Genomic DNA, 14,295 nt, shown 5'->3' with positions numbered 1-14,295 from the left:
TCCCTATCATGGTCAGCTCACTTGTTGCGGACGAGTGCGCTCGTCAATAATTCGCTTCGCTTTCATAGAGAAACGCGGCAATGATCCCGATGGGACGCGTTCGACATCAATTCGAATGCCAATCCGTTCTCTGAGACGGTCAGCTAAACGCCGCCCGACATCCTCTTCCGACTCGATTTGCACTTTTACTTGATTCATTTCGTGCTCTGTGTAATAGACAATGCGAAATTCTTTAATCTCCATAAATTCCCTAACAATCGTTTCAATCGACGATGGAAAAATGTTGACGCCACGAACAACAACCATGTCGTCAGCCCGTCCAATAATCCCTCCCGGCAAAAAGCGATACGGATTGCCACAAGAACATGGCGCTGACGAACAAAGCACGATATCTCTCGTCCGATACCGAATAAGTGGGTAACCGTAACGACTGAAGTTGGTAAGCACGAGCTCCCCCCGCTCCCCTCCTTCACCGGCTGCAATGTTTCTGGATCAATAATTTCTGCTAAAAATTGTGCTTCGTTAATATGAAGCCCGTTGCGAGCCGAACATGAGTAGCCGTACGCTCCCATTTCCGTCATCCCGGCATGATCGTACACGGCCGCTCCCATCGCGTTTCAATTTGCTCCCGCGTTGACGGCACCGACCCGCCCGGCTCTCCTGCGGTGATGATGGCTCTAATCGGCTTCGATGGCAAATCGATGCCCATTTCCTCAGCCACCTCGGCTAAATGAAGGGCATAGCTCGGCGTGCAAAGCAATACGGTCGCCCGGTTTTCAATCATGCTGGACAACCGCTCCTTCGACGACTGGCCGCCTCCGGGGATGACAAGCGTTCCCATTTTTTTCGCCGCCTCATAGGCAGACCAAAAACCGATAAACGGTCCGAACGAAAACGCCAAAAACAAGCGGTCGCGGTTTGTCACTCCGCTTGATTTCAATACTTCCACCCAACAATCCCGCCACCAGTTCCAGCTTTCTTCCGTATCCAAAATTTTCAGCGGCTTGCCGGACGTACCGGATGTTTGATGGTAGCGGACATAGCTCGTTTCCGGGTAGCAGTGATTCCGACCAAACGGTGGGTAGAGATGTTGGTCTTGCACAAGCTCTTCTTTCGTTGTAAAAGGCAACTTCCGAAAATCATCCATGGTTTGGATTGGCAAGCAAATATCGCGAAGCTTCTCCCTGTAAAACTCATTAAACTGAGTGACAAAAACAAGCAATTCATTGATTTTATGAAGCTGATACTGTTTCAAACTCAGCTCCATCTCTCGAACCGACAACTCCATTCGCTTTTCGATCCCTCTTTCTATTTTCTTTAATCACATTTACAATATTTAAAACGTTCTGAAAGTTATGTTATACTATTATTGTCCCGTATAAAAGTTTTGTATTCCTCTATACGAAACATGGTGAGATTTTTTGAAAACGATTTCTTATTAAACGAAGGAGGCAGAGCAACTCATGGAAGTTCGCAAAACTCGAACGTCTTTTTCGTCATTAGAAAATGCCTTAAGACTGCTGCAACTGTTTTCGATGGATGAAACAGAACTTAGCATCACCGATATTTCCGAAAGGCTGAATATCAGCAAAAGCGCCGCCCATCGGCTGCTGCAAACGTTAAAAAGCGAGGGATTTGTCAAAAAAGACGCGAAAACCAACCTATACTCCCTCGGTGCTTCTTTATTGGCAATGAGAAAAATCATTCATTCCCGATTTCCGATTTGCCAGATCGCTCTCCCTTTCTTGCAAGAACTTGTTTCGCTATCAGGAGAAAGCGCACATATCGCCACCCTGCACGGCGCTGATGTCATTTATTTGCACAAAGTAGAGTGCGATCATCCGATTCGTCTTCTTTCTTACGTCGGCAAAAAAAACCCGGCGTTTTGCACGAGTACCGGTCAAGCCATTCTCGCTTATCAACCAAGAGAGACGATCGACCGCATCATCGCCCGTGGACTCCCAGCGTTTACACCAAGAACGATCACCTCACCGTCTGCACTTCTAGAAAAACTCGCACAAGTCAAACAACAAGGCTATGCCATCAGCCGAGAAGAACTTCATGAAGGGGTGACGTCAATCAGCGCCCCGATCCGCCACCGCAATGGGGAGGTGCGCTATTCTGTTTCGATCGCTGGACCGATCCAACGCATCAACGACCGTTCCATCCCTCATCTCGTACAGCTTGTCATGCAAACAGCCCATGCGATTTCTGCCAAACTGTAAAGCTGTCCTCCAAATTTTATAGAGCAAGCACATATAAGTTGAACTTTGTTTTACATCCAGCAAAGCGCCCGCCGCATTCTATCAAAGTCGACTTGTATGAAGGAAAAACAGAATCGAACAATCGGAAACTCTTTATCGCAACTTATACAGTTGGCATGAAAACCAAGAGGAGGTGTCTTACTTGAAAAAAGCGGCGGATACTCTTTCCTCTGTCAAAAACGGGATGCGCATTTTACGCTTATTTTCTGTTGAAACACCGGAGCTGGGCGTTACAGAGATGGCTCAACGACTCGGGCTGCACAAGACGACCGTTCACCGACTAGCCACCCTATTAGAAAAGGAAGGATTTCTCGAGCAAAACAAAAAAACACGCAAATACCGCCTTGGCCTTTCTATTTTGCATTTAAGTGGAGTGATTGATCTGCATACTGAAATATTTAAGGACGCTGTTCCGATCCTGGAATCATTGATGAAGAAAGCTAATGAAGCTGTTCATTTATCTGTGTTGGAAGACGACCGAATCGTTTACTTATACAAAATCGAATGTCCACACCCAGTGCGCCTGCTCTCTCATATCGGCCGAAGCAACCCGTGCACGTGCACAAGCTCAGGAAAAGTCATTCTAGCGTTCAGTCCGAAATCGATAGTAGAAAGCATTCTCCGCCGCGGGCTGCCAAAATACGGACCGAACTCGGTGACTGACCGTAACGAGTTCATCCGCCAGTTAGCCACCATCCGCCAGCAAGGGTACGCCGTCTGCATCGACGAACTGCATGAAGGAGCGACAAGCATCGCCGCTCCGATCCGTGACTATTCCGGTGATGTTGTCGCCGCCGTCAGCATCGTCGGGCCGAATCAGCGGATCACTCAAACAAACATTCTCCGGCTGGTTGAGCTCGCCTGCCAAGCCGCCCGAGACATTTCATTGCTGCTCGGATATTATGACTAAAGGGTTCTCTCCCTCTCTGCTAAATAAGTGCAACCAATGACCAAAAGATGAACAGCTGCCGTATCATCACAAAAAGCCTGGAAGATCCGACTAAACCCGATCTCCCAGGCTTTTCTCTATTAAAACGGATACGTTCTTGCCTTCGTCTGCACGGACACCCATTTCACCGTCGTAAATTCATCGACCACCCATGGGTTTCCAAAACGGCCTAGGCCGCTTGCTTTATTGCCGCCAAACGGAATGTTCGGAGCGTCATTGACCGTTTGATCGTTAATATGTGTCATACCGCTGTCAATTTGCAGCGCCCATTCTTTTCCTTTTTCAACATCACTTGTAAAAATGGCGGAACTGAGCCCATATTCCGTTTGGTTGGCGATAGCGATCGCCTCTTCGTCTGTTCTCGCCTTAATCACCACAGCAATGGGGGCAAACAACTCTGTTTGAGCGAGCTTGCTCGCTGGATCGACATCCACAAATACATACGGGGTCAGCACATTACCGATTCGCTTTCCTTCCAAAGCCATTCGAATACCTTCTCGTTTTGCTTCTTCGATCATTTGCAACGCCTTTTGCATTTGCTTTTCGTTGATGATCGGTCCGATCACAGTGCTCGGATCGCGCGGATCGCCGCACGGGAGCACAGCCGCTCTTTGCACGAACTTCTCAACAAATTCGTCATACTTGCTCTCGTGGACGATGATGCGATTGATGATCATGCAAATTTGTCCTTGGTGAATGAATTTCCCGAAAATAGCCGCATTAACCGCTTGATCTACGTCGGCGTCAGATAAAACGACAAATGGGCTGTTTCCTCCTAATTCCAACGCCACTCGTTTTAACTGTCTGCCGGCGATCTCCCCAATTCGTCTGCCTACCGCCGTCGACCCCGTGAAGCTGATGAGGCGTGGGTGTGGGTTGGTCAACATCTCATCACCAATCTCATCAATGTCGGTTAACAAAACGTTCAATACCCCTTTCGGCAGCCCGGCATACTCAAACGCTCGGGCGATCACCACTCCCCCGACAAGCCCGACTTGAATATCAGGTTTATGCACAACAGTGTTGCCCAGAGCGATCGCCGGCACAATCGTTCGCAGCGATAAGTTTAATGGAAAGTTGAAAGGAGAAATGGAAGCAATCACACCCAATGGCAATCGGTAGATGTAGTTGACTTTCCCCTCTATATTCGAAGGCACCTCTCTCACAGTCCGCACTTCATCGACATAATGCAACGCCTCTTCGAAGAGCTCGAGAGCCAAATGAAACTCGACATTCGCCTTCAATAAAGTGCCCCCTGTTTCGCGAACAATCAAATCGACGATCTCCTCACGATTTGCTTGTAAATATTCCATCGCTTTGTGCAATACTTCTTTTCGCTGAGCAGCTGAGGAGCGCCCCCACTCCTTTTGCGCTTCACCTGCCGCTTCAAACGCACGGTGAAGCTGTTCAACTGTCGCTAACGGGACAGAGGCAACAACCGACCGATCATACGGATTCAAAATATCATAGGTGCGGCCGCTTTCTCCTTCTACCCATTCTCCATTAATAAAGCTTTTGTTCCATTGTTCGTAACGTTCCATTTTTCTTTCACTCCTTAGCAAATTATCTCAAGCCGAAACCCCCAAATACTTATGCTGGACATCTTCATTGACCATCAATTCATCCGGCGAACCGCTCCATACGATTTTTCCTTTATTCATAATTAAGATTACATCTGCTGCCTTGCAGGCTAGGGAGATGTTTTGCTCCACAATTAAAATCGACAACCCCGCCTCTTTCAACTGAACGATAATCTCCCCAACTTGGTCAATGATGACCGGAGCCAATCCTTCAGATGGTTCATCCATTAATAAAAACTCTGGATTGGTCATCAGCGCCCGCCCGATGGCCAGCATTTGCTGCTGGCCGCCTGATAACTGTGTGCCGAAGTTGTTTTCCCGTTCCTTTAAGACAGGGAACAATTCATAAATTCTCTCCAGCCCCCAATGGCCGCGGCCTTCCTGCTTTCGTTTCCGCGCCGGCATCGTCAAGTTTTCTTTTACCGTCAGCGACGGAAAAATTCTTCTCCCCTGCGGCACGAAGCCAATGCCAAGGCGGGAAATTTGATGGGGAGGAAGCGATTCAATCGGTTGATCTTTAAACCGAATGCTTCCTTGTTTTGCTTTATGCAACCCGACAATTGTATGGATGGTGGTCGTTTTTCCTGCTCCGTTTCGCCCGAGCAGGGCGACGCATTTTCCCTGTGGAACAGAAAAACTCACTCCTTGAAGAATGTAGCTTGTTCCGTAATAAGAATGAACATCTTGAAGCTCAAGCATGTTGTTTCGCTCCTCCCCCGAAGTAAATTTTCTTAACCATCTCATTGTTTCTAATCTCGTCTGGCGATCCGCTTAAGATAACTTCCCCATGATGCAGAACCGTGATGCGGTCCGCAATGGAAAAGACGACATCCATATCATGTTCCACCACCACTAGCGCTATAGAACGGGGCAATTTTTGAATCATTGCCGCTGTCTGCGCCGTTTCCGCTGGCGACATTCCGGATGTCGGTTCGTCAAGCAAAAGAACTTTCGGGTTGCTGGCCATGGCCAACAACACTTCAAGCAATCGCTGCTCCCCATAGGAAAGATGTTTCACCTTTACATGACGGCGATCGGCAATTTCCCATTGCTCCAAAATATCGTTTGTTTCCTTGCGTATATCGGACCGGACGGTCAGGGGCGAAAAAATATCGTACCGATACGGTTTTTTCGCTGCGAGCGCCAAATGAATATTTTCTTCCACCGTCAAGTCGCCAAATAGGTTGTTTTTTTGAAACGTCCGCGATATCCCTAAATGGACAAGGCGGTGGGCAGGAAGTTTGCTGATCTCTTTTCCGTCCAAATACACAGCACCGGCATCAATAGGCAGAATGTTCGTTATGCAATGGAAAAGAGTCGTTTTCCCTGCACCATTTGGACCGATGATGACATGGCGCTCTCCAGGGCCCACCTCCAAAGAAACGTTGCGCAACACTTGCAGCGTTTTGAACGATTTGCTAATGTTTTCTACTTTAAGCAGACTCAATGGACTGCCTCCCCCTTCTTTACCGGTTGTTGCGAAACCGCTTTACCTGTCTGTTTGCGGAAAACCAAAAAACGCCTTCCGTGTTGCAGCCAATGAATAAGTCCTCCTTTTCCAGCAAGAACAAGAACGACAAGCAGTCCCCCCATGATCATCGGCCATCGTTCGGTATACGTGCTCATAAAATTTTGCAAGTAAACAAAGACGCTGGCCCCAAGCGCCGGTCCAAGCAGCGTGCCGACTCCACCGATAATCACCATCACCATCACTTGCCCAGAAAACATCCAGCTGGATAAATCCGGTGAAACAAAGACGTTAAAATAGGCATAAAGCGCACCAGCCAGTCCCGCCAATGATCCCGACAATGTATAAACGAGAAGTTTGTAGACTCGAACGTTATAACCGAGAGCGCTCATCCGTGCCTCATTTTCCATTACACCTCTCGTAATCTTTCCGGCCGGTGATCCCACAAACAGATACAAAAGAAAGTAAGACATGACAAAAGCGATCCCCATCACATAATAGAGAGCATTTGGAGACACAATTTCTCCAAAACCAAAATTCATGACAGCGGAAACGGACATTCCATCTGCTCCGCCTGTCCAAGGCTTTAATTGCCAAAACAAAACATACAGCAATTGTCCAAATGCGAGGGTAATCATCAAAAAGTAAAATTTGGACGTACGGATAAACACAGCTCCGGTGACCAAGGCAATCAGCCCGGAAATGACAACGGACAACAGAAGCAGCAAGTATGTGTTCGCTACATGCTGACCAATGACCGCAACCGTATAAGCGCCGATGCCAAAAAAGCCGGCATGCCCAAGCGACACCATTCCCCCATAGCCCATGATCAACCCGAGGCTCATTGCAAAAATCGCCATGATATAAATCTCCGTCGCCAAATTGATCCCGAAATCGGACAGAACAAGCGGCATAGCGAAAACAAGAGCAATCAGCAACACAACGCCAAGCAACAGCTTTTTCACTCTATGCCACCTCTCTTCCGAACAATCCTTGCGGACGGATGATGAGGACAATCATCATGATGAGAAACACCGTCAACATCGATAAAGACGGGAACCATACCTTTCCGAGCGTTTCAATCACTCCGATGGCAATCGCTCCAATAAACGAGCCCTTCCATGAGCCTAAACCGCCGATAACGACGACAATGAGAGACGTGACGAGAATCTCACTGTCCATTCCCGTATACATGCCGATCAACGGCCCGCCCAATACGCCGCTCAATCCTGCCAGCGCCGCCCCAAACGCAAATACCCCGGTAAAGACGAGCCCAACATTGATGCCAAGGGCGCTAACCATGGCACGGTCGTCCACACCTGCACGAATGATCGCCCCAATACGCGTTTTCGTTTCCAAGTACCATAGCAACAAAGCCAATAGGCAGCCAATAAAGACAACAAATAGCCGATAAACCGGAAACGCCGTGTCTCCAATGGATAATGATCCGCTCAACAAATCTGGTACAGGAAGCGTGTGCATCTCCGTTCCCCATATCCATTCAACAGCATCGGCAATGATGAAACTTAACCCAAAGGTCAGCAACACTTGTTCAAGCTCTTTGCCATATACATGCTTAATCAGCCATTTTTCCAGGAATAATCCGAATATAGCTGTCAGAAAGACAGCTAGAAATAAGGCAATCCAAAAATTTAGTTCTTCATTGATAAAAGTAAACGCAATATAAGCGCCAAGCATAAACAACGTTCCATGGGCAAGATTTACGACATTCATGACCCCAAGGATAATCGTCAAACCAGCAGCAATCATGAAATAGAGCATCCCATAGGCCACTCCTGTCAACAACTGTGCTGAAATGGCGGACACCCCTGATCCCACCTTTTTCTCTAAATTTTTAGCATCTTCATTCAGAAGTTGTACTTGACTGTTTCAAAATATGTCATACTTTGTTCAGAAAAAATTAAGTTCCATCACTAATTTTTTAGCAAGGAGGAGACGATCATCTCCTCCTTGTTGATGAATTAAAACGGCGAGGCCTCAGGCATCTTTACATTCTCTACCGTCTCAAGTATTTGAGGAACAATTGCACCGTCTTTTAAAACATTTTTTGAAATATAGAAATTTTGAATCGGGTTATGTGTTGCCGGATCGATCGTAATTTTGCCACGCGGACTATCGAGAGAAATGCCTTTCAAGATTTTAATCAAATCCTGAGAGTTTAAACTCCCAGCTTTATTTATTGCTTGATCAATCGCTGCCGCTGAGTCATATCCTTCGACGGCAAAAATATTTGGCAATTTCCCATATTTCTCTTTATAAGCTTCAACAAATTGTTTGTTTTGTTCATTATCCAAATACGGTGAATAGTTGATGCCGGCAATGATTCCTTCAGCCGCTTCACCAGTCGGCTGAGTCAAAAGCTCATCCCCAAACTCCAGGGGCCTGTCAACGGAATCTTCCCTTTTAAACCAAATTCTTTATACTGGGTAATAAACCGAATACCGTCGCTTCCAGTAAAGAACGCGTAAATGAAATCCGGCTTTTCCGCTGATGCCTCTTGAAGATACGGAGCAAAGTCGTTCGTGTTCAATTTCGGATAAATTTCTTTCAAGACTTTTCCGCCCGCCGCTTCAAAGGCAGCCTTGAACGCCCGAAGCACTTCCTTTCCGGCTGGATAGTCCGGCGCAAGGATAACGGCTTTTTTGCCTACTTGTTCTGCTAAATATTTCGCGGTGCTGCTGCCGTTTTGCCAGTTCGAGAACGAGACACGATAGACGTAATCGCTCTTTTTGCTCCACGAAAGGTCATCACCAGCAGCGTTGGCATCGATTAGCACTTTTTTATCCTTTTCGACTTCATCACGCAATGCATACGCAACCGCTGAAGAAATCGGCCCTACCAGGATATCAACTTTTTCCCCATGAACGAGTTGCCGATATTTGCGCAAAGCCACCTGTGGGTTCGCTTCATCATCTTCTACCTTCATTTCGACTTTCTTCCCGCCAAGCATCCCGTTATGTTGCTCCAAATACAATCGGAAGCCGTTTACAATCCCTCGGACAGAGGCGCAAACGTACCGGTTTGGGAAAGAATAAAACCGATTTGGACCGATCCCCCAGAACCTCCTCCTTTGTCATCCGAACCGGATCCGCTCGATGTGCTGCTTTGCGCGCATCCCGTTGTCATGAGCAGGGCGACCATCGCCATCACCCCCGCTGCCCGTTTCCAAATCCCTTTCGTTTTCCTCATTCTTCTCGCCCCTTTGTTATTAAAGCGTTTTCATTTTTTGTCAAATGAATAGATTGCAATCAAAAAATCGGAATCCCTCCCTAGCGCATGCCACGTAATATATTGTAAATATTTAAAAAATTACAACTATTATATTAATGCAAAAGTTGTTGCATATGAAAGCGTTGTACTCCTCTATATGAAACAAAATGAGTTTGCTTTTTTAGTAGAAAACCTAATGAAGCTACGTTCACGAGTGCTGTGTAGTCTGTTGAGGAATGTACACCATCTTGTACTGAGCAGGAGCAGGTTCAAACGTCATCACGACATTCCCGCTGCCAGATGATTGACCATACCCATAATAACGGCTTTGATAGTTTTCCTGAATGACACCGAGCAAGGCGGCCAGGTGGCGCCCTCCGGATTCAACACCCGCTGCACGCGCGTACTGTGGAAGCATGTTCCAGGCGGCTTGCACATTATTGCTTTGTAAGTATTGCAAAAATTGCCGATCCAATGCCTGCTCGGCCAATGTCGGCAGCGCCTCGGGCCGACGGACGAGATTATGCGCCAGTGCACCACTACATACAAACATCGTCTTTTTTTTGCTTTCGCGCAGCACTTTACCGATTACTTGCCCCCATGTGTACGTTTCTTCCAAGTTCGCCGCCCACGTCACCGATAGGCTGATGACGGCGATGTCCTCATTCGGCGCTAAATAGCGGAGCGGAACAACCGTCCCGTAATCCCAAATGTAGGTCGGGTCATTGACTTCAACGACCCGAAGCCCGGCTTCTTTCCCCGCCTTTACAAGTTGTTTGCCAAGCTCTTCATCCCCTGGATAATCATAAGGGACATCGGCAATCAAATCAGGACATTCTACGGCGGTCAATACCCCCTTATGTCTTGGTGTAGCATCGACAAAATGGTCGAAGCTTGACATCCAATGGCAAGAAATCAAAACAAGAGTATCCGGTTTGACTTGCTCGATGATTTTCGCCACTTCGTGCATCCCTTTGACGAGTTCATGTTGAAACTCAGGAGTTCGATCCTCAAAACACATTCTCGGCGTATGCGGCACAAGCATGGCTAATTCCAAACTCATCGTGATTTGTCCCCCTCTTCATTTTCGTTGTTTATCTGACATTGGGATGCCGGCGACACCCCAATGAGATTTCGGCACTTCTGATACGATCACCCGCACGTTTTCCTTGGGCGAACCTAAAACAGCGCTGATTGTACCGGTTACTTCGCGAATCACTTCTTTAATCTTTTCTTCCGGCCTTCCTTCGAGCAGATGAATATGAACAATCGGCATGCGGCTCATCCTTTCATCAATCTGTCGATCGGAACGAAACCGTTCCTAATTGCTCAAACTGGGCAAACACAACATCCCCTGCCACAAAACGGACAGCTTCTGTCATCGCTCCGGCTAAAATGATTTCCCCCGCTTTCAATCCTTTTCCTTTTCTGGACAACATGTTGGCCAGCATGGCAATCGCGTTGGCCGGATGCCCCAACACCGCCGCGCCAGCGCCGAACGCCTTCCCTTCACCGTTGATGGATAAACTCACTCCCAGCAAGTCGAGTTCAAGGGAGACGGGAGGAACGAGGCGGCTTCCGAATACGACCCTAGATGAGGAAGCGTTGTCGGCAATCACATCCGGCAAGGCAAACTCGAAGTTAGCATAGCGGCTATCGATAATTTCCAGCGCTGGGATGATATACTCCGTTGCCGCTAAAATGTCCGTCGCGTCAATATTCGGCCCTCGGACATCCTCTTTTAAAATGAAGGCGATTTCCGCTTCCACCTTCGGATGGATCAGTTCGTTCATGGCCACCGTCCCTCCGTTAGGGACGACCATATAATCAAACACATACCCGTAGATCGGCTCGTTCACCCCCATTTGCGCCATTTTCGCAGCGCTCGTCAATCCCATTTTCGGGCCGATGATCCGATAGCCGTCTTTCTGTTTCATCGCCACGAGTTGTTCTTGTATAGCGTACGCTTCTTCGACCGTCATATTTGGATATTGGACTGTGAGACGAACCATTTCTCTCTTCTCATGCTCAGCGTTCAAAAGCTCCATAGCGAGTTTTTCGTAGTCAAGAGAAGTCACTTTACTCCCCCTCTCCTACAGCCGCTTTTGGACGCGCCATTTCCGCAGCGACGTCGACGATCATATCTTCCTGCCCGCCGACAACCTTCCGCCGGCCGAGTTCAATTAAAATATCGCGAGCATCGAGGCCAAACATTCGGGCGGCGCGCTGCGCGTGAAGAAGGAAGCTTGAATAGACGCCAGCATATCCGAGCGTCAAACTGTCACGCGTAATCTCCTGAGCTTTTGGCAAGATCGGCGCCACAAGCTGCTCAGCTAAATCCATCATTTTATACAAATCAATGCCGGTCGGAATGCCCATCCGATCCAACACCGCGACCAGCACTTCCGTCTGTGTGTTGCCGGCACCGGCCCCAGGCAGCGGACACTGCCGTCAACGCGCGTCGCTCCTTCCTCAATCGCGGCCAATGTATTGGCCATCGCCAATGATAAATTGTTATGAGCGTGAAAACCGACTTCAATTTCAAGGCTTTCCCTTAATGCACGAACGCGCTCTTTCACTTCATGCGGCAAGAGAGCACCGGCTGAATCGACGACATAGACGACGTCCGCCCCGTAGCTTTCCATAAGCTGCGCTTGATGAACAAGCACCTCCACAGGCGCCGTATGCGCCATCATTAAAAACCCGACCGTTTCCATACCAAGCTCTTTTGCCGCGGCAATATGCTGGGCCGAAATATCCGCTTCCGTCACATGGGTCGCGATGCGCGCCATTTTCGCTCCTAAGCGGGCGGCCTGTTTCAATTCCTTGACCGTCCCGATGCCTGGAAGAAGAAGCACCGCAATTTTGGCCTGCCGGCAAACCGCCACAGCTGTTTCAATCAGCTCAAATTCATCGGTCCGCGACAAGCCATACTGCAGCGAAGATCCCCCCAAACCGTCTCCATGTGACACTTCAATATACGGAACGTTCGCTTCATCGAGCGCTTTGGCGATCGTGGCCACTTGTTTTGTTGTATATTGGTGGGCGATGGCATGGCTGCCGTCGCGCAATGCCACTTCTGTAATGGTAATGGCTCGCTTCATCGTTTCCCCTCCTCAGCCAACAACTTCGACAATCGATGCTTCGCCACTTCCTCCGCCACTTTCACCGCAGCGGCGGTCATAATATCCAAGTTTCCAGCGTACTTCGGCAAATAATCACCCGCTCCTTCCACTTCAACCATGACCGTCACCTGATTTCCTTCAATGATCGGACTCGTGCGGAGCCGATAGCCGGGAACGTACGAGCGGATCGTTTCTACCATTTCCTCGATCGAGTCGCAAATTTCCCGCGCCGCTGCTTTCTCCCCTTCGACAAGTGCGTATATTGTGTTTCTCATCAAAATGGGCGGTTCAGCCGGATTGAGAATAATGATGGCTTTTCCGCGCTTCGCCCCACCGATTTTTTCGAGCCCTTGAGCAGTCGTTTCCGTAAATTCATCAATGTTCGCTCTTGTTCCCGGCCCTGCACTTTTGCTTGAAATCGTCGCAACAATTTCAGCGTAAGCAACCGGCTGCACGCGCCCAATGGCGTGGACAATCGGAATCGTCGCCTGTCCACCGCATGTGATGAAGTTAATGTTGGTCTCTTCCAAATGTTCCGTTATATTGACAGGCGGCACAACAAACGGTCCAACGGCCGCAGGAGTCAAATCAAAGACGACCTTCCCAGCCTGCTTCAACAGTTTGGCATGACGGATGTGCGCTTTCGCCGACGTCGCGTCGAAGACGAAATCAGCCCATTCGGGATGCTCCAAAAACGCTTGGATGCCGCTGTCAATGACGTGATACCCTTTCTCTTTTGCTAGACGCAGCCCTTCCGATTGAGGATCGATCCCAATTACTGTTGTCAACTGCAACACATCCGAACGTTCAAGCTTCAACATCAAGTCAGTCCCGATGTTCCCAGAACCAAGAATTGCTACATTGATCTTCTCCACGGTTTTTCCTCCCTTGTTTATGGCGCAAACTCGACCCGTACTTCCCCAAATGGGCAAAGCGAGCGAAAAACACGTCGCCGGGCTCGGCGCTCACCGCTACCGACAAAGCTCCGGATAAGATCACTTCTCCCGCCTTCAACTCTTTTCCATATTCATAGAGCTTATTTGCCAGCCAAGCGACGCAAAACGCAGGATGCCCGAGCGCTGCGGCCCCAACACCGGTGTTGGCCAGCTTACCGTTTCGGTAGAGCGCCATGCCGATTTGCGCAATATCAACAGCATGAACAGACAACCGTTTTTCCCCCAAAACGTAAAGTCCCGATGAAGCGTTATCGGCGATTGTATCTTCAAGACGGATGTTCCAATCGGCAATGCGGCTGTCAACGATCTCCAGCGCCGGAACGATATAATCCGTCGCCAGCAGCACGTCAATGACAGTCACGCGCGGGCCAACTAAGTCACGTTTTAAGACAAACGCAATTTCTGCTTCCACCTTTGGCTGCAGCACCCGCTCCCACGAAACAACCCCGCCGTTTTCCACCGCCATATCATCAAGCAAATGGCCGTAATCCGGTTGGTCAACCCCAAGCAGCTGCTGCATCGCCTTAGAGGTCAATCCGATTTTCTTGCCGACAATCCGGCGCCCTTCCTTTACTTTTTGTTTGATCGTCCGCAATTGAATTTGATAGGCGTCATACACGGTCAGCGCCGAATCGAGTGTCGTCAAAGGAGAGAGAGGACGTCTCTCCCTCTCAGCAGCCAGCAGCAACTCGGCGCAATCATCCCACTTCTTCACCGTCATC

At 48.7% G+C, this 14,295-nt stretch carries 17 protein-coding genes and 1 pseudogene; 2 read left to right on the top strand and 16 right to left on the bottom strand.

Annotation, left to right across the window (positions count from 1 at the left end; all coding sequences use genetic code 11):
• Positions 1–12 precede the first annotated feature (12 nt).
• Entirely contained in the window at positions 13–447 is a 435-nt protein-coding gene (locus A0V43_RS20230) for a phenylacetate--CoA ligase family protein (RefSeq protein WP_236930930.1), read from the bottom strand.
• A gap of 130 nt (positions 448–577) precedes the next feature.
• Positions 578–1,288 (bottom strand): phenylacetate--CoA ligase family protein, encoded by a 711-nt coding sequence (locus A0V43_RS20225; RefSeq protein WP_236930929.1) that lies wholly within the window; start codon positions 1,286–1,288, stop codon positions 578–580.
• A gap of 175 nt (positions 1,289–1,463) precedes the next feature.
• Here A0V43_RS20225 and A0V43_RS04710 point away from each other — a divergent pair, with 175 nt between their 5' ends.
• Complete coding sequence (locus A0V43_RS04710; RefSeq protein ID WP_013145531.1) at positions 1,464–2,225, top strand: IclR family transcriptional regulator; 762 nt, start codon at positions 1,464–1,466, stop codon at positions 2,223–2,225.
• A 181-nt stretch (positions 2,226–2,406) separates the two neighbouring features.
• Entirely contained in the window at positions 2,407–3,174 is a 768-nt protein-coding gene (locus tag A0V43_RS04705; protein WP_013145532.1) for an IclR family transcriptional regulator, read from the top strand.
• Between the two features lie 119 nt (positions 3,175–3,293).
• Here A0V43_RS04705 and A0V43_RS04700 read toward each other — a convergent pair whose 3' ends face one another.
• The 14 genes and pseudogenes from A0V43_RS04700 to A0V43_RS04645 form a co-directional block, all read right to left on the bottom strand.
• Positions 3,294–4,754 (bottom strand): aldehyde dehydrogenase family protein, encoded by a 1,461-nt coding sequence (locus A0V43_RS04700; protein WP_063192493.1) that lies wholly within the window; start codon positions 4,752–4,754, stop codon positions 3,294–3,296.
• Between the two features lie 27 nt (positions 4,755–4,781).
• On the bottom strand, positions 4,782–5,492 hold the full coding sequence (locus A0V43_RS04695; RefSeq protein ID WP_013523595.1) for an ABC transporter ATP-binding protein: 711 nt from the start codon (positions 5,490–5,492) through the stop codon (positions 4,782–4,784).
• Complete coding sequence (locus A0V43_RS04690) at positions 5,485–6,240, bottom strand: ABC transporter ATP-binding protein (RefSeq protein WP_013523594.1); 756 nt, start codon at positions 6,238–6,240, stop codon at positions 5,485–5,487. Before A0V43_RS04690 ends, A0V43_RS04695 begins: the two co-directional genes overlap by 8 nt.
• On the bottom strand, positions 6,237–7,226 hold the full coding sequence (locus A0V43_RS04685) for a branched-chain amino acid ABC transporter permease (RefSeq protein WP_063192492.1): 990 nt from the start codon (positions 7,224–7,226) through the stop codon (positions 6,237–6,239). Before A0V43_RS04685 ends, A0V43_RS04690 begins: the two co-directional genes overlap by 4 nt.
• Before the next feature lies 1 nt (position 7,227).
• The gene (locus A0V43_RS04680; protein WP_013523592.1) at positions 7,228–8,088 is read right to left on the bottom strand and encodes a branched-chain amino acid ABC transporter permease; all 861 of its coding nucleotides are present in this window, start codon (positions 8,086–8,088) and stop codon (positions 7,228–7,230) included.
• A gap of 155 nt (positions 8,089–8,243) precedes the next feature.
• The gene (locus A0V43_RS20695; RefSeq protein ID WP_250637086.1) at positions 8,244–8,639 is read right to left on the bottom strand and encodes an ABC transporter substrate-binding protein; all 396 of its coding nucleotides are present in this window, start codon (positions 8,637–8,639) and stop codon (positions 8,244–8,246) included.
• On the bottom strand, positions 8,636–9,232 hold the full coding sequence (locus A0V43_RS20690) for an ABC transporter substrate-binding protein (protein WP_250637095.1): 597 nt from the start codon (positions 9,230–9,232) through the stop codon (positions 8,636–8,638). The genes A0V43_RS20695 and A0V43_RS20690 overlap by 4 nt, the downstream gene beginning before the upstream one ends.
• 35 nt (positions 9,233–9,267) lie before the next feature.
• The gene (locus A0V43_RS20220; protein WP_236930927.1) at positions 9,268–9,471 is read right to left on the bottom strand and encodes a hypothetical protein; all 204 of its coding nucleotides are present in this window, start codon (positions 9,469–9,471) and stop codon (positions 9,268–9,270) included.
• A gap of 229 nt (positions 9,472–9,700) precedes the next feature.
• On the bottom strand, positions 9,701–10,555 hold the full coding sequence (locus A0V43_RS04670; protein ID WP_013145539.1) for a DODA-type extradiol aromatic ring-opening family dioxygenase: 855 nt from the start codon (positions 10,553–10,555) through the stop codon (positions 9,701–9,703).
• 18 nt (positions 10,556–10,573) lie between these two features.
• Positions 10,574–10,768 carry a 4-oxalocrotonate tautomerase gene (locus A0V43_RS04665; protein WP_013145540.1) on the bottom strand — a complete coding sequence of 65 codons (195 nt, stop codon included), beginning with the start codon at positions 10,766–10,768 and terminating at the stop codon, positions 10,574–10,576.
• A 16-nt stretch (positions 10,769–10,784) separates the two neighbouring features.
• Complete coding sequence (locus tag A0V43_RS04660) at positions 10,785–11,570, bottom strand: 2-keto-4-pentenoate hydratase (RefSeq protein ID WP_013145541.1); 786 nt, start codon at positions 11,568–11,570, stop codon at positions 10,785–10,787.
• A gap of 1 nt (position 11,571) precedes the next feature.
• Positions 11,572–12,596, bottom strand: a pseudogene (gene dmpG / locus A0V43_RS04655) (4-hydroxy-2-oxovalerate aldolase).
• The gene (locus A0V43_RS04650; RefSeq protein ID WP_063192491.1) at positions 12,593–13,492 is read right to left on the bottom strand and encodes an acetaldehyde dehydrogenase (acetylating); all 900 of its coding nucleotides are present in this window, start codon (positions 13,490–13,492) and stop codon (positions 12,593–12,595) included. Before A0V43_RS04650 ends, dmpG begins: the two are co-directional and overlap by 4 nt.
• On the bottom strand, positions 13,443–14,294 hold the full coding sequence (locus A0V43_RS04645) for a 2-keto-4-pentenoate hydratase (RefSeq protein ID WP_128578074.1): 852 nt from the start codon (positions 14,292–14,294) through the stop codon (positions 13,443–13,445). The genes A0V43_RS04650 and A0V43_RS04645 overlap by 50 nt, the downstream gene beginning before the upstream one ends.
• Position 14,295: the final 1 nt, after the last annotated feature.

The sequence above is a fragment of the Geobacillus sp. JS12 genome (assembly GCF_001592395.1).
In the GTDB taxonomy this organism is placed as follows: domain Bacteria; phylum Bacillota; class Bacilli; order Bacillales; family Anoxybacillaceae; genus Geobacillus; species Geobacillus zalihae.
The sequence above is the reverse complement of the archived record's forward strand: the minus strand, read 5'-3'. Positions and strand labels throughout refer to the sequence as shown.